The organism is Xenorhabdus mauleonii, from assembly GCF_900113945.1.
Lineage (GTDB): Bacteria > Pseudomonadota > Gammaproteobacteria > Enterobacterales > Enterobacteriaceae > Xenorhabdus > Xenorhabdus mauleonii.
Genome location: NZ_FORG01000016.1, coordinates 1 through 23,717, shown reverse-complemented (window position 1 = coordinate 23,717; position 23,717 = coordinate 1). Strand labels below are relative to the sequence as shown.

The following is a 23,717-nucleotide window of genomic DNA, read 5'->3' as shown; positions in this document are numbered from 1 at the left end:
CTAATTATCGTCGTTGTTAATTTGCTGCGCCCGAAAAACGACTTTCATTCGCACACCACCCAGTGGGCTATCTTCAATGCTGATATCACCATCATATTGCTCGACAATTTCAGAAGCGATTGAAAGCCCAAGCCCTTGCCCTGAACGAAGAGTATCAGCCCGCAGACCGCGTTGAAAAATCATCTCATGCTTATCTGGCGGAACGCCCGGCCCGTCATCATCAACAATGATGGTGACGGAGTTTTCGTCCATGGTGGCGGTGACTTCAACAAACTCCAAACAATATTTGCAAGCGTTATCCAGCACATTTCCCATCACTTCCAAAAAATCATTTTTTTCACCCAGCCATGTCACCTCAGGGGATATATCTAGCGTGACGTGTACACCTTTTTGCTGATATACCTTTACCAACGCACTGATTAAGCTATCCAATAGAATTGGAACGGAAGACACTTGCCTCAGCATCAGGTTATGATCGCTGCGCATATTGGCTCGATGCAGATAATAACCAATCTGCTGGGAGATTCTGTCAATCTGTTCAAGCATGATGGGTTCAGCTTGCTTAATGGTGGTTTTTTGCGGTGGTCTTAGAGAGCGTAGCGTTGATTGCAAAACGGCCAACGGTGTTTTTAGACTGTGCGTCAAATCTGACAGCGTTGTGTGGTATTTAGCATAACGCTTGCGCTCATTGTCCAATAGGGCATTTAAATTCCTGACCAAGGTTTTCAACTCAGAAGGTGGGTTCTCATCCAGCTTTTCTCGTTCCCCTTTTTCTAAAGAACTTATTTGAGTAATAAGCGATTTAATTGGCTTGAGGCTCCAATCAGCAGCAAGCCAGATTAACGGAATAACGAGCAGCAAATTGGCTATCAGCACATAACCAAACATTTTCCAGACTTTTGCTGACTCTTGTACATTTTGCGGAATATTATCAATGATAACGACAGTCATTGCAGGTAGATTATCTGTTGCTGGATAAATACTTACAGCAACAAAATAAATCAATGATGTATTACCGTCGTTATCTGTTTTTTTTGCTTCATTTATTTTATTTTTTGGATCTTTTTCACCTCTGGTATCTTTCGCACCACTTGAATCTGAAGTTGGTGTTTGGTTATAAATAAAGTTCCCATTCTCTTTGCCATATCTTTCCAGCAAATATATTCCTTCTTTTTTCAACCACTCCGGGTTCAGCTTCTTTTCCAATTCAGGCACATTATTTTGGCGCCAGAGAAGATTTCCGTTTTGGTCATAAATCAACGTTAACATCTTGTTATTCGCAAAAACACTTGGGGGAGCAATTATATCCAGTTTATTGTTTTCCCACCTGGCAAGAGAGGTAAAGAATTTACTTTGGGTATGGAGTATCGCATAACTAGCTTTATCGAAACTCACTGAATACCCAATAATAGCAACAATTCCATATGATAAGGTCATGGCAAGAATAATAACTGCCGTTGCCATGAGAAACCGAGCCCTCAGAGAAAAGTATTTTTCAGAGAACCTAGGCATCTTGCTCTTTAACATCAAAACGATATCCTTGACCACGAACAGTAACAATTACCTCGTTAGGCCATTCATTCAATATTTTTTTCCTTAAACGCCCCATTAATACATCAATTGTATGACTTTCACGTAATTCAGCGTCTGGATATAACTGACGCATTAATGATTCCTTGCTGACAACTTTGCCATTATTACGCATCAAGGTTTCGATGATGGTATATTCAAAGGCAGTCAACCTGATATTGGTATCATTAACTGAAAACTCTTTTCGTGAAAGATCAATTAAAAAAGGCGATAACTCAACAAGTTGAGAAGCCAATCCACTATTACGCCGCATTAAAGCCTGTATCCGGGCATTAATTTCTTCCAGATGAAAAGGTTTAGTGACGTAATCATCTGCGCCTGCGTTCAGTACATTGACCTTTTCCTGCCAGCTTTCACGGGCAGTCAGTACGAGTATAGGTAAATTAATCTGCTCATTGCGCCAACGTCGCAACATGGTGAGCCCATCTTCTCCCGGCAGACCCAGATCAACAATAGCAATATCTGGGTGACTTTCTTTAAGGTAGTAGTCAGCTTCTTTGGCATTTTCCGCAGCATCGACTTGATGTCCGATATCCCGTAGTTGTACGGTTAAGTGATGGCGAAGTAATGCGTTATCTTCAACAATCAATATCCGCATAATGATTCCTTTTGTTAATCAGTAATGTTTACTAAATAAATTTAAAATAGCTAATTAATTAGTTTCGTCAATAAAGATTAAACAAAATTATGAAATATATTATTATGACTAAGCTAAGTATAGTAACCATTTGGCCTTTATTGCCATATTAATGATCGAGGCATTTAAAAACAAATGGTTATATTAAAATAACAAATAAGTTTATGTTTCATTTATATTTTGTCCGTAATTTCATTTTTATATTTCCAGAAATAATACACATGCAACCAGTTGTTTTATTGGATATATTTCCCTCTATGCTATTTATGTGATTATTCAAGTAATTATTTATGGGCCGACAATGTCGTTGATAGTTCTGCTAAAAAATAGCAAACGTTTATAGCCGTTTTAAAAAGAAGAGAAAAGAAAGTTGTGGCCTGTTGATTTACAACTGATGGCATGCAAAGTAATGGGGAGAGGTATTGATATATGAACGGGATATTTCCCGTTCATATACATGAAGATAACTACTGTTTAGCAAGTTGTGGATTTGTTGGTAGTGACGTGAAATCCACTAAACAGTGAGGTTATTTCAGTTTATCAACCAATGAAGTAGCGTAACCGATGTAATTTGCTGGTGTCATGGCCTTGAGACGTTCTTTTTCCTCCTCAGGTAATTCGAGGCTATCAATGAACGTTTTCATGCCTTCTGCATCAACACGTTTACCACGGGTTAACTCTTTTAGTTTTTCATATGGTTTTTCAATACCATAACGACGCATTACAGTTTGGATTGGCTCAGCCAGAACTTCCCAGTTGTGATTCAGTTCATCCAGCAGATGCTGTTCATTAACTTCCAGCTTATTCAAGCCCTTCATTGTGGATTGATAGGCAATCAAAGCATACCCCAGACCGACCCCTAAATTGCGCAGGACGGTTGAATCCGTGAGATCCCGCTGCCAGCGTGAAACAGGAAGTTTGCTGGCAAGGTGACCCAGAACTGCGTTTGCCAATCCTAAATTGCCTTCAGAGTTTTCGAAGTCAATAGGATTGACTTTGTGTGGCATGGTGGAAGAACCAATTTCACCAGCAATGGTTTTTTGCTTGAAATGGTTCAGGGCGACGTAACCCCAGATATCACGGTCAAAATCGAGAAGGATTGTATTGAAACGTGCAACGCAATCGAATAATTCTGCGATGTAATCATGAGGTTCAATCTGGGTGGTATATGGGTTCCACTGAATGCCCAATGACGTAACAAATGATTCGCTGAATTGATGCCAGTCAACTTGTGGGTAAGCTGACAAGTGAGCATTGTAATTGCCGACGGCTCCGTTGATTTTGCCCAGAATGTCTATTTGACCGAGCTGACGGAATTGTCGTTCCATACGGTAAGCCACATTCGCCAACTCCTTGCCGATGGTGGAAGGCGTGGCTGGTTGACCATGCGTACGAGACAGCAAAGGAAGATCACGATAGTCATGTGCCATACGCGTGATGGTATCAATCAACTGGCGCCATTGAGGCAGCAGAACTTCCTCACGGGCTGTTTTCAGCATCAGGGCATGTGACAAGTTATTGATGTCTTCTGATGTGCAGGCAAAGTGAATAAATTCTGCGACTTGATGCAGTGCAGGGATATGTTCAACTTTTTCTTTCAGAAAATATTCAACAGCTTTAACATCATGGTTGGTTGTGCGTTCAATCTCTTTAATGCGCAACGCGTCTTGTTCATTGAAATTTTGAATAATCTCATCAAGGTAAGCGTTTGCGTTTGCATCAAAAGCAGGAACTTCCTGAATTTCAGTTGTAGCGGCCAGTTTTTGCAGCCAACGTATTTCGACTTGCACACGAAATTTCAGTAAGCCAAACTCACTAAAAATAGCGCGCAATGTGCTGACTTTATCGCCGTAACGGCCATCAATGGGTGAAACAGCGGTCAGTGAGGATAATTCCATTGGTAGCAACTCCCGGATTTTAATTAACAATTTTATTTAACAATCTATATGTCACGCTATATGTTACAAACGTGCTCTAGCAATGAGCAAGAATGTCTTTGGCCTGTCGGACCAGACGTTGGCGAGAAAACATGATTTGCAAGCGACTGCCGCCGACTTGTTGCCATAACACCGCGCTGCGGATCCCTGCCAGTAATGCAGATCTGACTTTTGCCTGAGTTAATGTATTACGCAGTACGTCAGGTGAACCCATGACTTGAATACGTGATCCCAGCGGGCTGATAACATCAACATAAATCCCCGCAAGGGCGTTTAACATTCCCTCTGACATAGGCTCAAAGTAGGCTTGCTGACGTTCCAGCTGGTTAATACGATTTGCCAGCTCATTGGCAGCAGACTGGTTCTTGTGCAGTTTTCGTTCCAGTGCCATTAAGCTCAGCACATAACGGGTCAGTTCAGCCGAAATGCCGCTGTGCGATCCATTGAATATTCCTAGCAATGTTTCGAGGCCAATGCGCAGGTTACAGGCATCGTTGCCAAAAACATCCAGAGTGGATGACGGATTCATATTTAAGATACTGTTGGTCATCATTTCAAAACTATCAGCATCGCACTGGCCTTCATGGGCCAGTGTTTGTACCAGGCGGCTTGACTGGCAGATACCTGCCAAGGCCAGTGTAATATCGTAATAATTTTTAGCCACAACTACTCCTGTATACGTTGTTCAATCACACCGCCACCGAGACAGATTTCATCCTGATAAAATACGGCCGATTGGCCGGGTGTGACAGCAGCGACAGGGCTGTCAAAACGAACTTCGATTTTATCTTCGCTCAGGGGAACGATAGTGCAGGGGATATCCTGCTGACGGTAGCGAGTCTTCACTACACAACGAATTTCTGTTTTCAATGGCTGGCGATCAACCCAATGAAGCTGCTGTGCAATTAAGCCGACAGACATCAAGCGAGGATGCTCATGGCCTTGGGCAACAATCAGTGCGTTGTTTTCAACTTCTTTATCAACAACATACCAAGGCTCTTCGCTGCCATTTTTGGTTCCGCCAATGCCCAACCCCTTACGTTGACCGAGTGTGTGGTACATCAAGCCAGTATGCTGGCCGATGGTTTCTCCATCCACGGTTACAATTGGCCCTGGTTGGGCTGGCAGGTAACGTCCCAGAAAATCACGGAATTTACGCTCACCAATAAAACAAATGCCGGTTGAATCTTTTTTCTTGGCTGTAATCAACCCGATTTCTTCAGCAATACGGCGTACTTCAGGCTTTTCTAATTCCCCAACAGGAAACAGGCTCTTGGCAACTTGCTGGTGGCTTAGGGTGTACAGGAAATAACTTTGATCTTTATTGCCATCCAAGCCACGGAGTAACTGACTCATACCGTCTACATCCCGACGACGGACATAATGCCCTGTTGCGATGTAATCAGCCTCCAGATCCTCAGCCGCAAATTCCAGGAATGCTTTGAATTTTATTTCTTTGTTGCAGAGAATATCTGGGTTTGGGGTTCTGCCGGCTTTGTATTCTGCAAGAAAATGTTCAAAAACATTATCCCAATATTCAGCGGCAAAATTGATGGTATGTAATTCAATGCCCAATTTGTCACAAACCGCTTGGGCATCGGCAAGATCGGTAGCAGCAGAGCAATACTCTTCGCCATCGTCTTCTTCCCAGTTTTTCATGAACAGCCCTGCGACCTGATAGCCCTGCTGTTGCAGAAGGTAGGCGGAAACTGATGAATCAACACCGCCGGACATGCCGACAATGACTTTTTTCTGGCTGTTATCTGACATGGATATATCTCACTGCGGAAAAAAACAAACGCAATACTTTAGCACGTTGGCTGTTAAGGTGCATCAAACGTCTTCACACTCTTGTTGCTTGATGTGCCATTTACACCAAGCAACAAGTAAAAGGATCAATTAGTGAAAGGTGAGCCATAACTGTCCAGTATTGAGAGCGGATACGTTTTGCGCTCCTGATGGCAACGAATGCTTTCAGCAACCAGCGGTGAGCGCAGTTGTGAACTTTTGAGAATTTCTTCTGCGCTTAACCAATGGCAACGATGGATATCTTCATCTTGTGGATTGGTATCCATGATGGTTTCCATTTCAATCAAAAACAGAAAACGGATAAATGGCGTTCCGTCGGGGGCTACCCACTGGTGCAGTTTCAAGAAGGATTGTGGTTGGGCACGAATGCCGGTTTCTTCCCATAACTCACGCTCAGCGGCTGCCAGTAACGTTTCATCAGCCTCCAAATGACCCGCAGGCTGATTCCAGAGCGGTTTGCCATTGATAATTTCTTCGACAACCAAGAATTTATTTTCTGCATGCACAATGCAGGCAACAGTAACGTGTGGGCTAAACAAAATCGATTTCTCTCCATTCTCCTGGGGATAGGTTTCCTAATTGCATTGAACCCATGCTAAATCGGATTAAACGCAATGTAGGGAAACCAACATGAGCCGTCATTCTGCGTACTTGGCGGTTACGGCCCTCATACAAGGTAATTTTGAGCCAACTGACCGGAATGCTTTTTCGCTCGCGGATAGGGGGGACTCTTTCCCAGAGCCAATTAGGTTCTTCGACAAGCTCTGCGCCTGCGGGCAGAGTCGGGCCATCTTTTAACGTAACACCACGGCGTAATTTATTCAGGGCAGCGTCATCAGGAATTCCTTCGACCTGAACATAATAAATTTTAGCTGTTTTTTTATGTGGTTGCGTTAACTTAGCCTGCAACTTCCCATCATTGGTCAAAACAAGCAGACCTTCACTATCGCGATCCAGACGACCTGCGGCATAAACGTCCGTAAATGGAATAAAATCTTTTAGCGTTGTTCTGCCCATATCATCGGTAAACTGAGGGAGAACATCATAAGGCTTGTTAAAAATTAATACTCGTCTGGGAACCGTTAATTTTTTTATAGGATTGTCATTTTTTCTTTGGCTGAATCGGTTAAGTTTGCGTTTTTTAAAAGAGAAATTTGTCATGATAAGCCATCGTAAAAAATTTGGGGACATATTATACCTTAAATCTGTGACCATTGGCGTTTGCAGAATATTCAAGTAGTATTGACACGTCCCTTACAAAAAATTAACAAGGCATTGCGCTTATTTGAAAGGAGAGGTTAATGGAAAGCAAAGTAGTTGTTCCGGCGGAAGGTAAAAAAATTACCATTGATGCCAAAGGTAAATTAAATGTTCCGAATAACCCAGTAATCCCTTATATCGAAGGGGATGGCATTGGTGTTGATGTTACGCCGGTCATGCTGAAAGTTGTTGATGCAGCAGTTCAGAAAGCGTATAGCGGTGAGCGCAAAGTTTCTTGGATGGAAATCTATACGGGTGAAAAATCCACCCAAATCTATGGCAAAGATGTGTGGCTGCCAGATGAAACACTGGATCTGATCCGTGAATACCGTGTTGCCATCAAAGGCCCTCTGACAACACCAGTCGGCGGCGGTATCCGTTCTTTGAACGTAGCTCTGCGTCAGCAATTGGATCTGTATGTTTGTTTGCGTCCTGTTCGTTACTATCAAGGTACGCCAAGCCCTGTTAAACAGCCTGAACTGACTGATATGGTCATTTTCCGTGAAAATGCCGAAGATATTTATGCGGGCATTGAATGGAAAGCGGGTTCAGCGGAAGCGGACAAAGTCATCAAATTCCTGCAGGATGAAATGGGTGTCACCAAAATCCGTTTCCCTCAACAATGTGGTATCGGCGTGAAACCTTGCTCAGAAGAAGGGACTAAACGTTTGGTGCGCGCTGCAATTGAATACGCCATTGATAATGATCGTGAATCCGTGACATTGGTTCACAAAGGCAACATCATGAAATTCACTGAAGGCGCCTTTAAAGATTGGGGTTATGAGCTGGCTCGTACCGAATTCGGTGGGGAGCTGCTGGATGGCGGTCCGTGGGTTAAGATCAAGAATCCGAAAAACGGAAAAGAAATCATCATCAAAGATGTTATCGCTGATGCTTTCTTGCAACAAATCCTGCTGCGCCCAGCAGAATATGATGTAATTGCTTGTATGAACCTGAATGGTGATTACATTTCTGACGCCTTGGCTGCACAGGTAGGTGGTATTGGTATCGCTCCTGGTGCCAATATTGGTGATGAGTGCGCACTATTTGAAGCGACACACGGTACAGCGCCTAAATATGCCGGTCAGGATAAAGTTAACCCAGGTTCTGTGATCCTTTCTGCTGAAATGATGCTGCGCCACATGGGATGGTTCGAAGCCGCAGACTTAATCGTTAAAGGAATGGAAGGTTCAATTGCTGCCAAGACCGTGACTTACGATTTCGAACGCCTGATGGATGATGCTAAGCTGCTGAAATGTAGCGAGTTCGGTGATGCAATTATCTCTCATATGTAATTGATTGCTTAATTGAATTGATAACGGGGGCTTAAGGGTTCCCGTTAATTTTAAGCATTGAAAAATTCTTCTGCAAAACTCCTGCAAAACTCTTCTGCAAAACTGTTCAAAAAATAACCGTTATTTCGCCACCAAAATAACCCAATCTTTACCCCGATCATCATGGTATTTATCCGTCATTGCCTGACTCTTATGCCCTAACAATATTTTTGTATCTATACCCTGCTCACGATAAAGACGTTCTGACAGAGATCGTTGTTCATGGAAACTAGGAGGAGTGCCTTTATCCCACTTTAGGGCTGTTTTATCACGGGATTTCTGGAAACCTGCGGTGATAGCATTGGCGGAAACTTGACCGCCTCGTTTGGCTTGTGAAGTTGTGTGGTGATAATGGAGCATGTAAGGGCTTAATATTCTGTCTCTGCAACGCGCTATTACATCTCGTAAGGTACAATTTATTTTTTCACACTTAAGATCTAAAGGGATTGCCAGCTTGCTTCCTGTTTTTTCCTGAATAATATGCAAATGCTCATCCCATACGTCATCAAATCGCAATTTAGCAATATCCCCTAAGCGTTGACCAGTTACCAGAGCTAATAACATCGCATTTTGTAAGTAGCGCTGAGTTTCCCCAGCTTTATTGAATATAACTTCCCATTCTTCTAAGCTCAGGCGTTGGCGCTTCACTTTATTTATAGGCATTTTTGTTGCTCTCGCTGGATTGTATCCGGGAGGAACTTCCCCGGCATGTTGAGCTTCTTTATATACGTCAATTAAAACCATGCGAATAATTTGAGCCATTCTCGCTTGCCCGCGTTCTTTATATTCATCCACCAAGATTGCAATATCTTTAGTTTGAATGCTGTCTATATTTTCATTACCGCAGTGCTTTCTGAATGCTTCTACAGGAGCAATTTTTTGCTTTAGGGTGTTTAATTTTATTTCACCCGCATTTAGTCGTTCTTGCTGAATTTTTAAATATTCATCTAACCAGCTTGTTACTGAAATTCCTTTTCTTATTTTTTGGCTAATTTCATCTTTTACTTTTATTAGCTGGGTCATTTTGACCTCAGCTAAACGAGAGTTTGCTTCTACAGCAATGGTTCTCGCGGCTTCTTCATCATCCCCTAAGCCATGAAACTTCCCCGTAACAGGGTGCTTGTAACGCCAGTAGATTTTTTTTGTTCTGGCATCGGTGTAACAGGATAAGCCGGGGACATTGACATTATATTTACGTGGACGAGCCATCTTCTAAAATCCTCATAAGTCTGGGATCATCATTTTTCTTGATAATAGGTTTTTCTATAAATCCAATAAATCTGGCATTTAGTTCAACTCTCCAGCATCTTCCGGCTTTATATGGTCTGGGGGAAATCATTCCATTTTTTGCATAACGTATTAGAGTCTGGTAGCTTGGAACTGGTTCAGAAAATTCCTGTTCAGCCCATTCCCTAAGTGTTTGAGTTCGTGCCATAGCTCTTCCCATACCTTAAATTAAGGATAACTTAACAATATTGGGCTGCTACTTTTAACAGCCTTTGATTAATGGTTTTGATTCTTTATTATCCCTTTTGATAACCACACCTCAAAATGATTCGAGCCACTCCCGCCGGCGTCGCCTTTCCATCCCACACCGTATCAAAAACAATGTTTTTCAGTTCTAAACTAAGAATATCATCCAGATTTTTTGGTCTTGCTGAATAGGGCTCCCCATCGGGCACTCCCTCCATAATGTCGATAGTCAGTGCGGCAATTTCCTTTGCTTCCCGTTCTGGCTTGCGGTATCCGGCATGCCATACTGCATCGGTGATATCCGAAGGATCACCCCAAGCCGAAGCTATTATCTGTGTGAGGTGGAATGAGTTACTAACCATGATTCACCCCAATGACTGGCGCGGGGATATCTTCCAAATAGCACCAGTGCGTTATTTTATCGTTTTCATGTTGCTGCCAATGTTTCTCGTCGGCATCCCAGTAGCTAAAATCTGCGCGAGGGGGTGAACCTAAGGAAATATAAACAAGACACAAAGTGGGAAAAGGTTCATCGGTTTCAGGCATTCTTTTCTGAACACTTACCCATGGGATCCCCTGAGTTGCCTTGCATTCACCAGCCTTTTTCAATAACCAATCTGCCCACTCCCGTCCATCGTCAATGTGCCCAGGCAAACCAATATTATTTTGTGCGTTATCGATGCTTATCATTGTTCTTTACTCCCTAATTTTATAAATAGAGTTTTGAGTTTTTATATACCCATCAGTTTTATAGGTTTCAGGATTGGTTATCAGGGATGTTTTTATTTCAGTTCCATCTGAAAAACGTTTTTTAATGTCATTGAATATCTTGCCATATGCTATCGCTTTACCATTACTTCCATTCACGAAATCGGTTAATTCTATTTCGGCAGTAAATTTAAGTGACTCTTTGCTGGGATGGCGATAGAGGGGAAATACGTCAGAATCATTTTTATATTCGTGAAGAGCTTCTCCAATAAATCCATCGCCACCGATAATGAAATGAGCCATAGGCTCCATGTCTTTATATTCAGCGAGTTTCTTTGTTGCCTCACAAAGTTTTATTAATTCATCGCAGTTAATTGTAATTTCATTTCCACCCATTTTTTTAGCTAGTTTTGAAGCCATTTTGAATCTTGCGGCTATATCAATTGCAGTGTTGTTCATTTTTATTTTTCCTTAATTTCATTAAAAGGTATTAATTTTGGTTATGCGTTATTGGCGCTCTTGCTTGCGATGACCTGTTCTATTTTTACCAAATTGATTAACACCGATTTAAATTCTGCAGGTGCTTTTAGTTTTCTGTTGGTGTTATTGACAATGGTATTCTCTGTACGGGTAATCAATACCAAGTTATCAATTTGGCAATTTAGGGGATTGCCATCTTTAAAAGTAATTACGTGGTTTTTAGAGCGTTCGCCATGATGCTCTTCCCAAATAACCAGATGCTTCAGTCGCCAAACGCTGGGATTGGCGATTTTTATTTCCATGTAGCCACATGAGTTAATACGTTCTGCTCCTACCTCGCGCTTATTTCCAATCGCATCGTGACCTGCTTTGAATGAGCCGCTAGTGGCTTTTAGTACGCCTTTAGTGCCGGTATGGATGGGTTTATATCCTTTTTCCCATGTAGCAGATTGCCTAACACGTAACCCTAATCGCTTACGTAGTCCACAAACACTTTCCCTGCTTTGGTTCGTGTTAAATTGAACATTAAACGCATCTGTAAGTTGGTGTCGTACCAACCTATAATTTTCCTTCATCCACAGCTTCATTTCATCTGAATAGAAAAACAGAGCTTTCTTCATTTCCGAGCCTCCAAAAATTTGGGGGTTGCAGGGATCTCGCCAGAACCGAAGGCTCGTTGAGCCTCTAATGCCAATTTACCGTTATTAACAATCTGCACTGCCACACCAGATATCGCTTTTCCGCGCCTGATTTCCATTTCTAATTCTTCACCGGAAATATCTTCGTCAGACAATCGCTCCAATTGAGCAAAGAGATGGTTATTTAAATCTTCCAACGTGTTTTTCATGATATTCACCTGTATTTTATTTATTTCTATCAATATGCGCCTTTAACACCACAGCCGTTTTTCGATTGGTTGTTTTCTTGCATTCCCCTTCGTGACGAATATGCAATGTATTTCTAATTTCATTGTGCTCTTTGCGATATATTGCCCAGCCTCTATTTTTATAATGCATCGCACAATCAGCAGCTTTCCCCCAAAATAAAGCAGCTTGAATATATTTTTCACTTTGTTCACATAAAACAGCTTTATTGGCGAAATTAAAATATTGTTCGTTTGTCATATATTCACCAGATGGCAATAAAAATATGATATTTACTCCACACATTATTTTTAAGTAAGCGCCGCAATTACGACGCTTAATTTATTACTCATTATCGGATTGAGAAATTACCGATAAATGTTTCAATGTTGGCATCTTGAAACTCAATTGTCAGGAGATCGCGAAATTCTCCGGCAATCGCTTCTTCTTTTGCTTCCAGTTGCACAATGCGCAGTATCAGCACTGGAACGTTATCACCGGTCAAGATGCTATAGCGCAATTTAAACCGGCGTTCTGACAGGCCATCATAAGGTACACATTTAAATTCAAACACCGCAGGCATCACTTCTTTGCTTTTGGCTTCGACACTCTCTAATACCGAGCGCTTGCCGCTGAAGTCGTGCTCTTCATGATCTTGGGACTGTGTAGCTTCAATGGTAATGCGTCTAATGGCCGCGACTGCTTTTTTGATATCTAATACATTGCCGTCACTATCGAACGCGGTTAAATGTTCATGCCAGTCTTCCAGCCATTCAGCCAAATCTTTTTGCCGTTGTTTACGGGCATTAATATCTAGCAAGGAACGGAAGGGAGCCGTTTTCTTTAAGGTGACGCTGGCCGTATTATCTGCATGGTCAGGGCGGGAAAGTGTGCCCAGATTAAAAATAGATTCAGCCCGCATTTTTTCCGCATCAATAAAGCAGCGGGTACCTTCACCAGAATAACCAATAGAATATTTGACGAAATCATCAATACTGGTTGTTTTCATTTCACCACGAAAACGATATCGAAGAAGTTCAAACTCTTCCAAACTTTCGATGCGATAATTTTCTGAAATAAGGGCAGCTGGGAAATTAGCACTTTTAATTACATCCAGAGATGAAGCGGCGATGCTCATTTCCTGAATTTGAGAAATAGCTGTGCTATCTAATTGAGACATGATAAAACCTCCACTCTTTATTTTGAGTATTAATGAATATTGAAAGTTAAATAGGAATAAATTAAATCAGTTCGCTGCTCTTAATTTTCCGTCTGGCTCTCCATTAATGGAAAATAAATTACCCTGATCTTCCTGCATGATGGATAATTTCCCACCCTTGCCAACATACATTGGTGTTTCAGTCGTATCTTCTTCTGAAGATTTTCCGCGTGGTGTCGGTGCGGTAAATTTCAATTTATGGGAAATCATGACGCGCTTTTCTTCGATGGAATTGTTCAAGCGGGCAATATCCATCTCAACAATCACTTTACCTTTTCCACCGTTATTAATGACCCCCAGTGCAACTGCGTTTAATGATGCGGACAGTTTATTTTCGAATACGCCGCCATCCAGTTCGGATAAAAAATCCGGTACTACCGTTGCTCTACTTTCACTCATGCTAACCTCCGTCGGTTATCGTTATTACTCCACACGTGAATTAATGCCTGGTTGTTTTACCACCTCAGGCGGTGGTGGTATTCTTGGAAGTCACCACAACAACCAAGAGAAAAGATAATGAAAAATGATTCTTTAGAAGCTCGCCTAGAAGCTATTGAACGCGCTATTAGCTTCGTATCTGTTGCCTTACTTGAAAACACGCCTGCCGATGTGTACCGGGAGGATATCAATAACCTCAAATACAAATTAAATAGCAGTTCAGTTGACGTACAAAAAAAATCAATCTCAGCCCAAATGATTAGGTTACTTGATCCTATTAGTGCTGACCTGAGTGATCCGTTTTAAGCCATCGATCAGTAAGCTCCATAAGGCGTTTTTTTCTAGCGATGCTTTTAGCCTTTTGAGCTTCTTCATCCGCCACTGCCATAGCAGTGAATATGTCAGCTAGAAATCTGATAGGTGATTCACCTTCTGTATATGTAGTGATCACCTTTTCATCTACCAATAATTTAATTTCCATAGTCAATTACTCCACACTGTTTTTAACTACTCCACACTTACAGATAAGGCCACCAGCTACCGAGAGTGCCGAGTGACAAAAGAAACAAACCAGTGACCTTATCTATAAGAGCTAAAAAGTGCGGCTGACCAATAAGAACGAAAGCGTCGTTCCCCCTGGTGCTGGACTGGAAATCTGATCAGCCGCAAAGTGCTTCAGTACCCTACGAGTTAATTTTGAACCAAAAGTACGAATTTTACAAGTACCAAAAGTACGTATTTAAATTAAATTATCGTACTTTTGGTATAACAAATTGATTAACAATGAAATAAATTTTTACGCCGGTGAGGTATTGTGATTATAGTCACAAATTTATCTGTAAGGTGTAAAAAGCCCCTATTGGGGCAATCAGTATGAAGGCAGGTATCTGTAGGACTGGGGGGCAACAATATTATGTCCAAATTCATCCAACGGGATAGGAGTGCTATATTTTTTTACCTTGCCAATTTGGATAGCGAAAGCCTTTTTCTTTTTGAAGAAATAAGAATCAAAAAATTGTTTGCTAATACCAGCATATTCGTAAGTTTTATACCATACTGCTTCTGGGGCATCTTCTATAATGGTTTCAATATCAAACTCACCTACTATTCGACCAACAGGTTTTGTTGCGTAAATCACAACTGAGCGAACGGAAGTGTTTTTAAAGATACCTTTTCTGAACTCGTACTTTTTAGTGCCATTTAATATTTTTTCAGCGAATTCAGGTTTTATTGATAATAATACTTTCATCTACATTACTCAGCTCTATAATTTTATTAAACTTCTCATCCGTTAGCTTGATTATACTCCAACGTTCATCTGGATTTAACCCCACAACTTCAATTAGTGTAGCTCTAGTTATGCGTTTTGGCAGGGCTAAATTATATGTAAAGCTGATAACGTATGGGTATCTTTTAAGTTTGTAGTATTGTCTGAGCTCTTCTTCTGAAAATACAGAATATTTTTTACAAAAATTCACAAAATCATCTTCATTCTGAAAAGAGTTGATATGTGTTACTGACTCTACGATACATATGGATGTTACTACCGAACGATAGTGAGCAGGGCCCTTGCTATCGGTTGTTCTGTATATAACTATTTGATCATTAGTACGTATCTTTAGCGCATTAGAAATTGCACATATATAGATTTTTCTTATGCTATTTGAATGAGAAACGTCTTTTAAAATATCTGGAGATTCGTTTACCAACTTAGAATCTGGGAAAAGCCGAGTGTGAAATTCTGGATAAATTGATAACAAATATTTATTATAACTGCTTGAGTTGATTATATATGGATAATTTATTAAACAATTAGATTCATTTGTTGTGAGGCGAAATGTTTTCATTTCTCTTACAAGAACACACTCTTTACCATTTTTAGATGGTTTGGAACCATATACTTGGAATCCATAGATAATAAATAATTTGATAAGATACTGATGTTTATCAAATATAGTTACATATATATCATCAACTTTTTCATTAATGGCGTGGTCAAATACTTTTTTTATAAATCGTTGTCCTCTAAGAGTACCTCGTGGGTTGAATTTAAATGTTCCAATTTTTAGGTGCTTAGATTTTGACAGATTAGGAGTTACATCATTTACTATACCCATTTCTATTTTAAGATACATGAATCCATCAATTTTATTGTTTTCATCGAACAAGACATATGAAAATTGGGTTGTATCATTGATTTTTTTATTAACCCATTCAATAAAACCATGTTGATAGTCTGATTTTAGGGAGTCAAAAAAGCTATCATTAAAATTAACATCACGAAATGGAATATATTTTAAATTGTCCATTATTTGACCCTTTAGAATACGGTAAAGTAAAAGCCATTAGTTAGAAAACATCATAGATTTCATACGATAAAACACTATTACAAATATTTTGATCAGAAATTGCTTAAATTGTGAATTATGCATGTAATTACATAACTGACTATTTTGGGATGGAATTATTGAAGTGTTACAGAGAGTAAATGGCCGCAAGGCACGGCCTATATTAAAAAATATGATCAGTATAACATTTCTTAACGTTATGATTTACAGATGAAAATTCTTTTGTTAACTTGCTTTATTGCCACGTTTCGCCAACATCTCGGCGAAAATTGCATCAAAATGAGCTGCTTTTATCTGCATTTCTTTTAAAAAGCGCTTTGCCTCTTCTGCTGGCAAACGATCGAATAGCTCTAATAATTCTTCTTGTTCCTTTGTTAGTTGTCTAACTGCTGGCTTAACAGCCTGTATTTTCTCTGGGCGAGCGTTATCGCTGGCATTATCAATACCATGTTGCAACCAGACGATGTCGACATTGAGGTAATCAGCGAGTGAATTCATCTTTTCCTGTCTGGGTAAAGATTCTGCATTAAACCACTTACTCACTGCCTTAGATGATACCCCTAAAGCTCTAACTATCGCTGCTCCCCGACCATGTTCATTGAGACCAGCCTGCTCACAGGCTTGCGCCAGTCGTTGGGAGAATTGTTTACGCGTTTCTTCTGTCTGTACCATAAGTACGATGATAGCTCACTTGAAAAAACTTTCAGTTCAATCATAATATGTACCAAAAGTACGAATTATGAGGTTGGTATGCGATCTTTGAGGGAGCCAATAAAAAGTATTGGTATCACCAAAGTGGCTCGCGCTTGCGGGATCAGCGAAAGAGCAGTGTATAAATGGTTAAAAAATGGCTTTCTCCCTAAGACTGAGTTCTTTGGAAAGACTAACTATGCCGAAACAATTCAAAAAATTTCTGACGGTAAATATCAAGCGAAGGAGCTGCTAAATATCAGCAAAAAAAAACTGCTTTCAGAATAAACACAATCAAAAGAGTAATTGAAGACTGAAATAAATAAACCACAAAAAAATAAAAGGAGCCGTGGGATGAAACATGAACATTGGCATATCGAAAAACAGCCTCAATGGTATTCGAGAGTGGTTAAACAAATGATCACAAAACTGTCAGGAGGTTATAAGGAAGCGGCTGAATGGTTGGGGATCACCGAAAACTCGGTCTATAACCGCCTGCGTGATGAGGGGGACCAAGTCTTTCCTGTCGGATTTGCTGAGGTTATTCAGCGTGCTTGTGGTGAGTTATTGCTGGTGGAAGAAATGGCAAGACGGGCGGGTGGCGTGTTTGTTCCGTCCCCAGAGGTGGAAGTGGATAGGGAAGATATCGCCGCCAAATTTCATGAATTGGTTGGAAAAATGGGGGAGTTGGCGCATCGCTGGAATGAATTCACGGCGGATGGTGTGATTGATCAACAAGAACGGGAAGAATTGAATTATATCGGTGAACAACTGCAGGTGCTGACATTGGGGTATCTCAGCCTGTCTTATCGTTATTTTTGCCCATCCGAAAAAGGTAACGCCCCAGATTCGCGGTCTGAGGCGTCAGTGCGCCAAAAACAATGTGTGGAGTAATTAACGCATGGACAGTTTAACCAAAAATACGGGGATGGCGCAAATTCGTTGTCGCTTCACCCCCGGCAGTGGGTCAGTGCCGTTTCGTTATGAAATAAGAATACTGGGTAAATGGGAACCGACCAACCACAGTTTTGTGCAATGGGCTGTGGGGGAATACAGAGAACGGGGCAATGGGGGGAGGGTATGAGTTCGCTATTGTTAAAAAGCCGCCCATTGGTGGTAAATCCTGAGTTAGCGGTACGGCTGGGATTGAATGAGGCGATTGTTCTGCAGCAGTTGCAATACTGGTTGACCGAAACCGAGTCAGGCATCGACGCTAACGGACGGCGCTGGATCTACAACACCATTGAAAAATGGCAGGAGCAGTTCCCGTTCTTCTCGGAGTCCACCATTAAACGCGCGTTTGCCAATTTGAAAAAGATGAACGTATTGCGCATTGAGCAGATCAACAAATCCAATCATGACCGCACAAATTATTATTCGATAAATTATGAACATGCGTTGCTGAACGATGAGGTCAAAATGACCCCGTCGAATGACTCAAAATCTCATCGTCGAACAGGTCAAAATGACCTTATCGATAAGCGCAAAATGAAACGATCAAACGGGTCAGATTGCGCTGCTCTGAACGGGTCAAATTGGCCTGATCTTACAGAGAATACAACAGAGATTACTACAGAGACTACTGCAGAGAACTCTTGTCAGGTTCTCGAGGAACCCGACCCCGCCCAGCAGGTGTTGAATTATTTCAATCAAGTGACAGGTTCCCGTTACCGCGAGGGTAAAACTACCTTGGGATATATCCGTGCTCGATTGAGGGAGGGCTACGTGATGGAAGACCTGATGCTGGTCACGGATTACCTGACGGCCAAGTGGGCGAACGATGACAGGATGAGTGAGTATCTGCGACTGAAAACTCTGTTCAGTCCAGAGAACTGCCCGGAGTATTTCGATAAGGCCTGTAAATGGCACAAAAAAGGGCGTCCGGCCTGTGTTAACGGTCGCTGGTTGAAGGCCGGAGAAACTGCCATCACCATTGACACCGTAGAGCGTGACACTACGTTCCGGCAACTGTTTTCAACCGGCTGGAAACCTGCAAACCGCATTCAAGAGCTGGCGGCACAACTGGCACGCAAGGCGGGCATTGGTCGCATGAGCGAGATAGCGGGCTTGGCTGCATGGCGAGGCATTTGGCAGCAGGCGGCAGTGCAGGCAGCGAAAGAGCAAGGAGGGAAGGATGCGCAATAACCCCATACCCCATCGCATTGTTCAGCAGTTTAAGCGGCATGATGGATTTACCTCACGGATGGTCACCGAGAAGTTCGGGATACCCATCGGCACCGCCACGGGCAGCCTGTGCAGATTGATTGCTATTGGGGCAGTGGAAGTTAGTGGTACCCGTGAGCGGGGAGCACGAGTTTATCGTGTTGTTCAGGGAGCAGATCACATCATGACGGAATATTGGGAAAGGTTAAAAGCGAGCCGGGACGCGTTACACCAACGACGTCGGCCGATACCGGAAGGCAACCTGTTGTTAAAGCGTTTTGATGCATTACTGGCTAAAGCTCGGATAGGGAAGTGACAACATGACCAATTTACTCGCGCACAACTTAACCATGTCGAGCAGGGAAATAGCGGATTTAGTGGAATCCCGCCATGACTCCGTGAAAAGAACCATTGAGCGCCTGGCAGAACGGGGAATTATTCAACATCCACCATTGGTGGAAGTCAGAAATCACCAGAACCAAGCCATTGATGAATACCGGATAGGGAAACGGGACAGTTACGTGATTGTTGCCCAACTCTCTCCTGAGTTTACCGCCCGGCTGGTCGATCGCTGGCAGGCATTGGAACAACATCAAGTAACCCATATCCCTCAGACGTTACCCGATGCATTGCGGTTAGCCGCCGATTTAGCTGAACACAATCAGGCGCTGGAATCTCAATTGGCTGCAGCCGCTCCCAAAGTGGCGTTTGTTGATCGGTATGTTAACGCGAACGGCTCAATGACATTCCGACAGGTGTGCAAGTTGATTGAGGTGAAGGAGCCGGAATTTCGCGGATTCCTGCTGGATAAGCGGATCATGTATCGACTGAATGGCACGATGCTGCCTTACCAGCACCACATTGATGCAAAACGATTTGAGGTCAAGACAGGTACCAATATCACCAATGCCCATGCGTTCACACAAACCCGATTTACAGCCAAGGGGATCCGCTGGGTCGCAGGATTGTGGGCAGAATACAAAGTGGGGTGCCTGGCATGAATTATTTACTGACGCCGCATGTTCTTCGTGATTTGGGGCTGGTGATATTCAAACCGGGTCGCAGCCTCTTGAATGGATTTCATGGCCGGATGTTGTTGGCACCTGAACCGACAGCACTCCAGTCAATGCCATCTGGACAGGTGCCCGAAGGGCAGTGGCTGGCTGAGGATAAGCGGTTACATCCTTTTTTTCAGCATGAACGAGTGATCAAAATAACAGGCGGTGTCGAGGCAATGAAACACTATATCACTCATACGGTTTCAGTCTGTCAGGCAGAGGACGAGGAAGGCTACCACCATAACATGTTGACGGTAACCGTACTTGATAACAGCGTGGTCAGGACGTGCTGGCATCATGATAACCAATGTCGGGAAGGCTCTGATCGCATACAGGCTGCAGCAGAGAAAAACCGGTATCAATGGGTGCTGTATAACGTTATGAGTTATTTTCGCCTACCATCCCATCATCAAGTCACGTGGCCGGAATTGTTTGGCTGGGCGGTCATTCACGGGGTGGCGGATTTGCTGCCGTCCTTTATCAGCCATCGCGCCCTGCAGCGCGTGGATGATCATGATGAGAACATTGGTAGCATCACCAGCGAACATGACATCAAGTGGGTAACCCAAACCTCACAGGATATTATCCATGAGCGTGTCGAGCAAGTTAAGACTGTACTGACGGCGGATATTGACCCTGAACCGCCCACCAGCTTTATGCGCTCACCCAAATTGCAGCCATGGCGCAATAAACACTGGCTGCAGTGGGTGAAATCCCAGCACTGCATAGCTTGCCAGCGCCCGGCAGATGATCCACACCACATTATCGGGCATGGTCAGGGAGGCATGGGAACTAAGGCGCATGACCTGTTTTGCTTGCCACTGTGCCGAACATGCCATGACGAACTGCACCGCGACAGAGTGGCCTGGGAGGATAAACACGGCAGTCAGGTCGATTTATTGTTTCGGTTTTTGGACAGGTCGCTGGGGATAGGGGCAATTAAGTGATGAGAAGTTGGTATTTACATGATTTGGCCTACGTGCGTACACAGATTATCCCTGCACTGGCGAACATTGAAGGTGAGACTAAAGGGCAGCTAGCAGCCTTTGAGGATTCTCCATTGATATGTACGGATTATTACAAAAGAAATCAGGTACGAATCAAGGTTGGAAATCGCTGGGTGATTAGGGATGCCGATCCGGTTTTTTGTCTTGAAACTCGCATGAACAAACAACCGAAACCCCCAATTAGCCCAATTACATACCACTTGAGTTCATGGCGTCGGGCAGTATTGGCCATAAATGAATCCAAATTAGCATGGGTGATGTACTGTTATGGGTATGACTTGGATTACCGTCACCAAATTGAAATATGCAGGTATTTATGGAGTCACTTTTTGATAAAACGGGCAGGTCGGAAGCTATCTGCTAAGGTGGTAACAAGACTCATGGGATTAGTGTGGTTGGTCGCTCAACAGCATGCCAGAATATGCCGTTCAGAAAGTTTTACCCCTTATTCCAATTCAGAACTTGCCCGTTTAGCTGGGGTGAGTTTATACAACTGGAAAAAGCGTTATACCGAATATTGGGAGATTCTGGTCGGATTATGTGAACGCCTGGATATGGAAGCGCTTCAGGAAATTAATAAACGAAGAACCGATCAAGTAGACTTGCAAATGTCTCCGAAATCAGCCATATTTTAGCTAATTCTGATAGTTTGCCAGAATTGTAAATGATGATTGAACCCACTTACAGGTGGGTTTTTTTATACCCGAAATAAACATAAGACTTGCTGTTGTCCTTGGTCAGAGTTACATGTGTGTTCACGCATAAAACTTGACCAAAAGGTTTAAATTATCATGCTAAAACATGAAGATATGACAACGGCCGCCGCCTGTGTTTTAGAAATCGTGCCCGTGTATGGCTGGGCATCCGTTTACGATATTTCCACCCTGACGGGGCTGTCTACGGCACGTTGCCAATTACTTTTAACTCAATTTTGTCTGGCTGGCCTGATGGAAAGCCGGGACGACGACACCTTCTTCAAGCGTTGTCCTTAATAAGATAACTTTCTAAGCGGTGAAATGGGCGGCTGGTGGATTCACGCCAGCCTTCACCCCGTGGCTTTCCAGCAAGCAAGTCAGCGTCGACTGATGGAAAACAATTGTGAATTTAAGTGGTATCACATTAATTAACGACGACTCACTGCAATTTATTAAAACCTTGCCGGACAACTGTATTGACCTGATTGCCACTGACCCGCCGTACTTTCGGGTAAAAGAGTGTGCCTGGGACAGACAGTGGGAAGATGTCACGGCATACCTTGCGTGGTTAGATGAATTACTGGCTGAATTCTGGCGGGTACTGAAACCCAACGGCAGCTTGTACATGTTCTGTGGTTCGCGATTGGCCTCGGATACTGAGCTGCTGGTGCGTGAACGGTTTAACGTGTTAAATCATATTATCTGGGCGAAACCTTCTGGCCCATGGCGAAGGCAGAATAAAGAAAGCTTGCGAATGTATTTTCCGGCAACGGAACGCATTATCTTTGCCGAACATTATCAAGGCCCCTATCACCCGAAAGGCGACGGTTATTTTCGTCAATGCCGGGAACTGAAACAAACGGTATTTAAGCCGCTGATCGATTATTTTCGTGATGCCCGAAAAGCATTAGGTGTCACGGCGAAAGAAATTCACGCAGCAACAGGTAAGCAGATGGCCAGTCACTGGTTCAGTGATAGCCAATGGCAGTTACCCAATGAGGTGGATTATCAAAAGCTGCAGGTGTTGTTTGACCGTGTGGCTAAAGAGAAACACCAACGTGGTGAGCTGAACAGGTCGCACCATGAATTGATGAAATCTCACCTTACCCTGTCGCGCGAGTATGACGAGTTGCGGCAGGAATACGGTCTATTGCGCCGCTCGTTCACGGTAACGGCAGAAGTGCCTTATACCGACGTCTGGCACTTTGCACCTGTTCAATATTATCCGGGTAAACATCCCTGCGAAAAACCCGCTGACTTGATGGCGCATATTATCCAGTCCAGTAGCAAAGAAGGGGATGTGGTGGCCGATTTCTTTATGGGTTCCGGGGCAACACTGAAGGCGGCGTTGAAGTTAAATCGCAGTGTGTTGGGGGTTGAACTGGAAGAAGAACGGTTTAAGCAAACTGAGCAGGAGATCTTCGAGCAGTATCCAACTCAAGCAGCACATAACAATACTGAATTTGATTTTAAATCAATATGCTAATTGTATTTTAACCATTTCGAGCAACACCTCGAATTGGTATAGAGATCAAACTATGAAAGACGAATTTGATTGGTGGGATAAATATGAAGACTTCTAGGTATCCCACTCGTGCTGATGCTGCTCGCGCGAACCTTTACTCTCATGAAGAGCCAAGAAAACTATCTGAGCAAGAAATAGTAGACCGAATGAGAAAGTTTGATGAAGCGCTCCGGCGTGGAGATAAATACTTTAAGCTCTAAGTTCAACTACCGAGGATTTTTAGGTAGTTCAAAATCCCGCAAGAGTCCGGGATATTTAGACGATAATTCCAAGGTTGCGCATTGCGTGGCCTTTTCCATATCTGCCACCGCAATCACTCTCATCACATCCGTATCCACACATTGCGGCTGGCATTCTATTAACTCAACTCACAGGGGCGACTCTCTCACCCCACGGACGCCCATTGTTCTGATGGGGTGGAATATGCGCATGATTGAAAAAGACACGGAATTCTGGTCTCACGTCTGGGACTGGTTAATTATC

33 protein-coding genes and 1 pseudogene are annotated in these 23,717 nt (G+C 42.8%); 13 read left to right on the top strand and 21 right to left on the bottom strand.

Annotated features, from left to right (window positions below; all coding sequences use genetic code 11):
• The 7 genes from phoQ to rluE form a co-directional block, all read right to left on the bottom strand.
• Positions 1 to 1,512: a two-component system sensor histidine kinase PhoQ gene (gene phoQ / locus BM100_RS14760; protein ID WP_092512406.1), complete on the bottom strand. Its 1,512-nt coding sequence runs from the start codon at positions 1,510 to 1,512 to the stop codon at positions 1 to 3.
• Complete coding sequence (gene phoP / locus BM100_RS14755) at positions 1,505 to 2,188, bottom strand: two-component system response regulator PhoP (protein WP_092512270.1); 684 nt, start codon at positions 2,186 to 2,188, stop codon at positions 1,505 to 1,507. The genes phoQ and phoP overlap by 8 nt, the downstream gene beginning before the upstream one ends.
• A 566-nt stretch (positions 2,189 to 2,754) precedes the next feature.
• Positions 2,755 to 4,125, bottom strand: coding sequence for an adenylosuccinate lyase (purB, locus tag BM100_RS14750; protein WP_092512268.1), 1,371 nt, complete (start codon positions 4,123 to 4,125; stop codon positions 2,755 to 2,757).
• Positions 4,126 to 4,201: 76 nt separating this feature from the next.
• Positions 4,202 to 4,828, bottom strand: a complete 627-nt coding sequence (hflD, locus tag BM100_RS14745; RefSeq protein ID WP_092512266.1) for a high frequency lysogenization protein HflD — start codon at positions 4,826 to 4,828, stop codon at positions 4,202 to 4,204.
• A 2-nt stretch (positions 4,829 to 4,830) separates the two neighbouring features.
• Positions 4,831 to 5,934: a tRNA 2-thiouridine(34) synthase MnmA gene (gene mnmA / locus BM100_RS14740; protein ID WP_092512264.1), complete on the bottom strand. Its 1,104-nt coding sequence runs from the start codon at positions 5,932 to 5,934 to the stop codon at positions 4,831 to 4,833.
• Between the two features lie 125 nt (positions 5,935 to 6,059).
• A complete protein-coding gene (locus tag BM100_RS14735; protein WP_092512262.1) occupies positions 6,060 to 6,512 on the bottom strand; it encodes an NUDIX hydrolase in 453 nt (150 codons plus the stop codon).
• Positions 6,505 to 7,134, bottom strand: coding sequence for a 23S rRNA pseudouridine(2457) synthase RluE (gene rluE, locus BM100_RS14730; RefSeq protein ID WP_092512404.1), 630 nt, complete (start codon positions 7,132 to 7,134; stop codon positions 6,505 to 6,507). The genes BM100_RS14735 and rluE overlap by 8 nt, the downstream gene beginning before the upstream one ends.
• Positions 7,135 to 7,274: 140 nt before the next feature.
• Here rluE and icd point away from each other — a divergent pair, with 140 nt between their 5' ends.
• Positions 7,275 to 8,528 carry an NADP-dependent isocitrate dehydrogenase gene (gene icd / locus BM100_RS14725; protein ID WP_092512260.1) on the top strand — a complete coding sequence of 418 codons (1,254 nt, stop codon included), beginning with the start codon at positions 7,275 to 7,277 and terminating at the stop codon, positions 8,526 to 8,528.
• Between the two features lie 120 nt (positions 8,529 to 8,648).
• Here icd and BM100_RS14720 read toward each other — a convergent pair whose 3' ends face one another.
• From BM100_RS14720 to BM100_RS14675, 10 genes are all read right to left on the bottom strand, one after another.
• Positions 8,649 to 9,776, bottom strand: a complete 1,128-nt coding sequence (locus tag BM100_RS14720) for a phage integrase Arm DNA-binding domain-containing protein (RefSeq protein ID WP_092512258.1) — start codon at positions 9,774 to 9,776, stop codon at positions 8,649 to 8,651.
• Positions 9,760 to 10,002 (bottom strand): excisionase, encoded by a 243-nt coding sequence (locus BM100_RS14715; protein WP_092512256.1) that lies wholly within the window; start codon positions 10,000 to 10,002, stop codon positions 9,760 to 9,762. The genes BM100_RS14720 and BM100_RS14715 overlap by 17 nt, the downstream gene beginning before the upstream one ends.
• Positions 10,003 to 10,090: 88 nt before the next feature.
• Positions 10,091 to 10,402 (bottom strand): hypothetical protein, encoded by a 312-nt coding sequence (locus tag BM100_RS14710; RefSeq protein ID WP_092512254.1) that lies wholly within the window; start codon positions 10,400 to 10,402, stop codon positions 10,091 to 10,093.
• The gene (locus BM100_RS14705) at positions 10,395 to 10,730 is read right to left on the bottom strand and encodes a hypothetical protein (protein ID WP_092512252.1); all 336 of its coding nucleotides are present in this window, start codon (positions 10,728 to 10,730) and stop codon (positions 10,395 to 10,397) included. Before BM100_RS14705 ends, BM100_RS14710 begins: the two co-directional genes overlap by 8 nt.
• 6 nt (positions 10,731 to 10,736) lie before the next feature.
• Positions 10,737 to 11,207: a hypothetical protein gene (locus tag BM100_RS14700; protein WP_092512250.1), complete on the bottom strand. Its 471-nt coding sequence runs from the start codon at positions 11,205 to 11,207 to the stop codon at positions 10,737 to 10,739.
• Positions 11,208 to 11,248: 41 nt separating this feature from the next.
• Positions 11,249 to 11,848, bottom strand: coding sequence for an HNH endonuclease signature motif containing protein (locus BM100_RS14695; RefSeq protein ID WP_092512248.1), 600 nt, complete (start codon positions 11,846 to 11,848; stop codon positions 11,249 to 11,251).
• Entirely contained in the window at positions 11,845 to 12,075 is a 231-nt protein-coding gene (locus BM100_RS14690) for a hypothetical protein (protein ID WP_092512246.1), read from the bottom strand. The genes BM100_RS14695 and BM100_RS14690 overlap by 4 nt, the downstream gene beginning before the upstream one ends.
• 16 nt (positions 12,076 to 12,091) lie before the next feature.
• The gene (locus tag BM100_RS14685) at positions 12,092 to 12,352 is read right to left on the bottom strand and encodes an ANR family transcriptional regulator (RefSeq protein WP_092512244.1); all 261 of its coding nucleotides are present in this window, start codon (positions 12,350 to 12,352) and stop codon (positions 12,092 to 12,094) included.
• A 91-nt stretch (positions 12,353 to 12,443) separates the two neighbouring features.
• The gene (locus BM100_RS14680; protein ID WP_092512242.1) at positions 12,444 to 13,271 is read right to left on the bottom strand and encodes a YfdQ family protein; all 828 of its coding nucleotides are present in this window, start codon (positions 13,269 to 13,271) and stop codon (positions 12,444 to 12,446) included.
• 66 nt (positions 13,272 to 13,337) lie between these two features.
• Complete coding sequence (locus BM100_RS14675; protein WP_092512240.1) at positions 13,338 to 13,709, bottom strand: hypothetical protein; 372 nt, start codon at positions 13,707 to 13,709, stop codon at positions 13,338 to 13,340.
• A 117-nt stretch (positions 13,710 to 13,826) separates the two neighbouring features.
• Here BM100_RS14675 and BM100_RS14670 point away from each other — a divergent pair, with 117 nt between their 5' ends.
• The gene (locus BM100_RS14670; protein WP_092512238.1) at positions 13,827 to 14,054 is read left to right on the top strand and encodes a hypothetical protein; all 228 of its coding nucleotides are present in this window, start codon (positions 13,827 to 13,829) and stop codon (positions 14,052 to 14,054) included.
• On the opposite strand, the gene BM100_RS14665 is transcribed toward BM100_RS14670, so the two are convergent.
• From BM100_RS14665 to BM100_RS23620, 4 genes and pseudogenes are all read right to left on the bottom strand, one after another.
• The gene (locus tag BM100_RS14665; RefSeq protein ID WP_092512236.1) at positions 14,026 to 14,229 is read right to left on the bottom strand and encodes a hypothetical protein; all 204 of its coding nucleotides are present in this window, start codon (positions 14,227 to 14,229) and stop codon (positions 14,026 to 14,028) included. The genes BM100_RS14670 and BM100_RS14665 overlap by 29 nt on opposite strands.
• Positions 14,230 to 14,616: 387 nt before the next feature.
• A complete protein-coding gene (locus BM100_RS14660) occupies positions 14,617 to 14,997 on the bottom strand; it encodes an ASCH domain-containing protein (protein ID WP_092512234.1) in 381 nt (126 codons plus the stop codon).
• Positions 14,969 to 16,057 carry an N-acetyltransferase gene (locus tag BM100_RS14655; RefSeq protein WP_092512232.1) on the bottom strand — a complete coding sequence of 363 codons (1,089 nt, stop codon included), beginning with the start codon at positions 16,055 to 16,057 and terminating at the stop codon, positions 14,969 to 14,971. Before BM100_RS14655 ends, BM100_RS14660 begins: the two co-directional genes overlap by 29 nt.
• A gap of 465 nt (positions 16,058 to 16,522) precedes the next feature.
• Positions 16,523 to 16,768 (bottom strand): annotated as a pseudogene (locus tag BM100_RS23620) (helix-turn-helix domain-containing protein); the annotation flags it as partial.
• 78 nt (positions 16,769 to 16,846) lie between these two features.
• Between BM100_RS23620 and BM100_RS14645 the strand changes: the two are divergent.
• From BM100_RS14645 to BM100_RS23420, 11 genes are all read left to right on the top strand, one after another.
• Positions 16,847 to 17,074 carry a helix-turn-helix domain-containing protein gene (locus BM100_RS14645; RefSeq protein ID WP_092512228.1) on the top strand — a complete coding sequence of 76 codons (228 nt, stop codon included), beginning with the start codon at positions 16,847 to 16,849 and terminating at the stop codon, positions 17,072 to 17,074.
• A 66-nt stretch (positions 17,075 to 17,140) separates the two neighbouring features.
• A complete protein-coding gene (locus BM100_RS14640; RefSeq protein WP_092512226.1) occupies positions 17,141 to 17,680 on the top strand; it encodes a YmfL family putative regulatory protein in 540 nt (179 codons plus the stop codon).
• 7 nt (positions 17,681 to 17,687) lie between these two features.
• The gene (locus BM100_RS14635) at positions 17,688 to 17,870 is read left to right on the top strand and encodes a hypothetical protein (protein WP_092512224.1); all 183 of its coding nucleotides are present in this window, start codon (positions 17,688 to 17,690) and stop codon (positions 17,868 to 17,870) included.
• Entirely contained in the window at positions 17,867 to 18,931 is a 1,065-nt protein-coding gene (locus tag BM100_RS14630; RefSeq protein WP_092512222.1) for a conserved phage C-terminal domain-containing protein, read from the top strand. Before BM100_RS14635 ends, BM100_RS14630 begins: the two co-directional genes overlap by 4 nt.
• Complete coding sequence (locus tag BM100_RS14625) at positions 18,921 to 19,265, top strand: hypothetical protein (protein WP_092512220.1); 345 nt, start codon at positions 18,921 to 18,923, stop codon at positions 19,263 to 19,265. Before BM100_RS14630 ends, BM100_RS14625 begins: the two co-directional genes overlap by 11 nt.
• Positions 19,266 to 19,269: 4 nt before the next feature.
• A complete protein-coding gene (locus tag BM100_RS14620) occupies positions 19,270 to 19,950 on the top strand; it encodes a phage antirepressor KilAC domain-containing protein (protein WP_092512218.1) in 681 nt (226 codons plus the stop codon).
• Positions 19,947 to 20,954, top strand: coding sequence for a DUF968 domain-containing protein (locus BM100_RS14615; RefSeq protein WP_244590534.1), 1,008 nt, complete (start codon positions 19,947 to 19,949; stop codon positions 20,952 to 20,954). The genes BM100_RS14620 and BM100_RS14615 overlap by 4 nt, the downstream gene beginning before the upstream one ends.
• A complete protein-coding gene (locus BM100_RS14610; protein ID WP_092512216.1) occupies positions 20,954 to 21,649 on the top strand; it encodes a bacteriophage antitermination protein Q in 696 nt (231 codons plus the stop codon). The genes BM100_RS14615 and BM100_RS14610 overlap by 1 nt, the downstream gene beginning before the upstream one ends.
• Before the next feature lie 156 nt (positions 21,650 to 21,805).
• Entirely contained in the window at positions 21,806 to 22,006 is a 201-nt protein-coding gene (locus BM100_RS14605) for a hypothetical protein (protein ID WP_092512214.1), read from the top strand.
• Positions 22,007 to 22,112: 106 nt separating this feature from the next.
• On the top strand, positions 22,113 to 23,195 hold the full coding sequence (locus BM100_RS14600) for a DNA-methyltransferase (protein WP_092512212.1): 1,083 nt from the start codon (positions 22,113 to 22,115) through the stop codon (positions 23,193 to 23,195).
• Positions 23,196 to 23,393: 198 nt separating this feature from the next.
• Positions 23,394 to 23,717: hypothetical protein (locus BM100_RS23420; protein ID WP_217648208.1), on the top strand; the 324-nt coding region annotated here is incomplete at its 3' end.

Excerpts from the sequence above, each read along its gene's own strand:
- phoQ (WP_092512406.1), bottom strand. The coding sequence starts at position 1,512 with ATGCCTAGGTTCTCTGAAAAATACTTTTCTCTGAGGGCTCGGTTTCTC.
- phoP (WP_092512270.1), bottom strand. The coding sequence starts at position 2,188 with ATGCGGATATTGATTGTTGAAGATAACGCATTACTTCGCCATCACTTA.
- purB (WP_092512268.1), bottom strand. The coding sequence starts at position 4,125 with ATGGAATTATCCTCACTGACCGCTGTTTCACCCATTGATGGCCGTTAC.
- mnmA (WP_092512264.1), bottom strand. The coding sequence starts at position 5,934 with ATGTCAGATAACAGCCAGAAAAAAGTCATTGTCGGCATGTCCGGCGGT.
- rluE (WP_092512404.1), bottom strand. The coding sequence starts at position 7,134 with ATGACAAATTTCTCTTTTAAAAAACGCAAACTTAACCGATTCAGCCAA.
- icd (WP_092512260.1), top strand. The coding sequence starts at position 7,275 with ATGGAAAGCAAAGTAGTTGTTCCGGCGGAAGGTAAAAAAATTACCATT.
- BM100_RS14720 (WP_092512258.1), bottom strand. The coding sequence starts at position 9,776 with ATGGCTCGTCCACGTAAATATAATGTCAATGTCCCCGGCTTATCCTGT.
- BM100_RS14715 (WP_092512256.1), bottom strand. The coding sequence starts at position 10,002 with ATGGCACGAACTCAAACACTTAGGGAATGGGCTGAACAGGAATTTTCT.
- BM100_RS14710 (WP_092512254.1), bottom strand. The coding sequence starts at position 10,402 with ATGGTTAGTAACTCATTCCACCTCACACAGATAATAGCTTCGGCTTGG.
- BM100_RS14705 (WP_092512252.1), bottom strand. The coding sequence starts at position 10,730 with ATGATAAGCATCGATAACGCACAAAATAATATTGGTTTGCCTGGGCAC.
- BM100_RS14700 (WP_092512250.1), bottom strand. The coding sequence starts at position 11,207 with ATGAACAACACTGCAATTGATATAGCCGCAAGATTCAAAATGGCTTCA.
- BM100_RS14695 (WP_092512248.1), bottom strand. The coding sequence starts at position 11,848 with ATGAAGAAAGCTCTGTTTTTCTATTCAGATGAAATGAAGCTGTGGATG.
- BM100_RS14690 (WP_092512246.1), bottom strand. The coding sequence starts at position 12,075 with ATGAAAAACACGTTGGAAGATTTAAATAACCATCTCTTTGCTCAATTG.
- BM100_RS14685 (WP_092512244.1), bottom strand. The coding sequence starts at position 12,352 with ATGACAAACGAACAATATTTTAATTTCGCCAATAAAGCTGTTTTATGT.
- BM100_RS14680 (WP_092512242.1), bottom strand. The coding sequence starts at position 13,271 with ATGTCTCAATTAGATAGCACAGCTATTTCTCAAATTCAGGAAATGAGC.
- BM100_RS14675 (WP_092512240.1), bottom strand. The coding sequence starts at position 13,709 with ATGAGTGAAAGTAGAGCAACGGTAGTACCGGATTTTTTATCCGAACTG.
- BM100_RS14670 (WP_092512238.1), top strand. The coding sequence starts at position 13,827 with ATGAAAAATGATTCTTTAGAAGCTCGCCTAGAAGCTATTGAACGCGCT.
- BM100_RS14665 (WP_092512236.1), bottom strand. The coding sequence starts at position 14,229 with ATGGAAATTAAATTATTGGTAGATGAAAAGGTGATCACTACATATACA.
- BM100_RS14660 (WP_092512234.1), bottom strand. The coding sequence starts at position 14,997 with ATGAAAGTATTATTATCAATAAAACCTGAATTCGCTGAAAAAATATTA.
- BM100_RS14655 (WP_092512232.1), bottom strand. The coding sequence starts at position 16,057 with ATGGACAATTTAAAATATATTCCATTTCGTGATGTTAATTTTAATGAT.
- BM100_RS14645 (WP_092512228.1), top strand. The coding sequence starts at position 16,847 with ATGCGATCTTTGAGGGAGCCAATAAAAAGTATTGGTATCACCAAAGTG.
- BM100_RS14640 (WP_092512226.1), top strand. The coding sequence starts at position 17,141 with ATGAAACATGAACATTGGCATATCGAAAAACAGCCTCAATGGTATTCG.
- BM100_RS14635 (WP_092512224.1), top strand. The coding sequence starts at position 17,688 with ATGGACAGTTTAACCAAAAATACGGGGATGGCGCAAATTCGTTGTCGC.
- BM100_RS14630 (WP_092512222.1), top strand. The coding sequence starts at position 17,867 with ATGAGTTCGCTATTGTTAAAAAGCCGCCCATTGGTGGTAAATCCTGAG.
- BM100_RS14625 (WP_092512220.1), top strand. The coding sequence starts at position 18,921 with ATGCGCAATAACCCCATACCCCATCGCATTGTTCAGCAGTTTAAGCGG.
- BM100_RS14620 (WP_092512218.1), top strand. The coding sequence starts at position 19,270 with ATGACCAATTTACTCGCGCACAACTTAACCATGTCGAGCAGGGAAATA.
- BM100_RS14615 (WP_244590534.1), top strand. The coding sequence starts at position 19,947 with ATGAATTATTTACTGACGCCGCATGTTCTTCGTGATTTGGGGCTGGTG.
- BM100_RS14610 (WP_092512216.1), top strand. The coding sequence starts at position 20,954 with ATGAGAAGTTGGTATTTACATGATTTGGCCTACGTGCGTACACAGATT.
- BM100_RS14605 (WP_092512214.1), top strand. The coding sequence starts at position 21,806 with ATGCTAAAACATGAAGATATGACAACGGCCGCCGCCTGTGTTTTAGAA.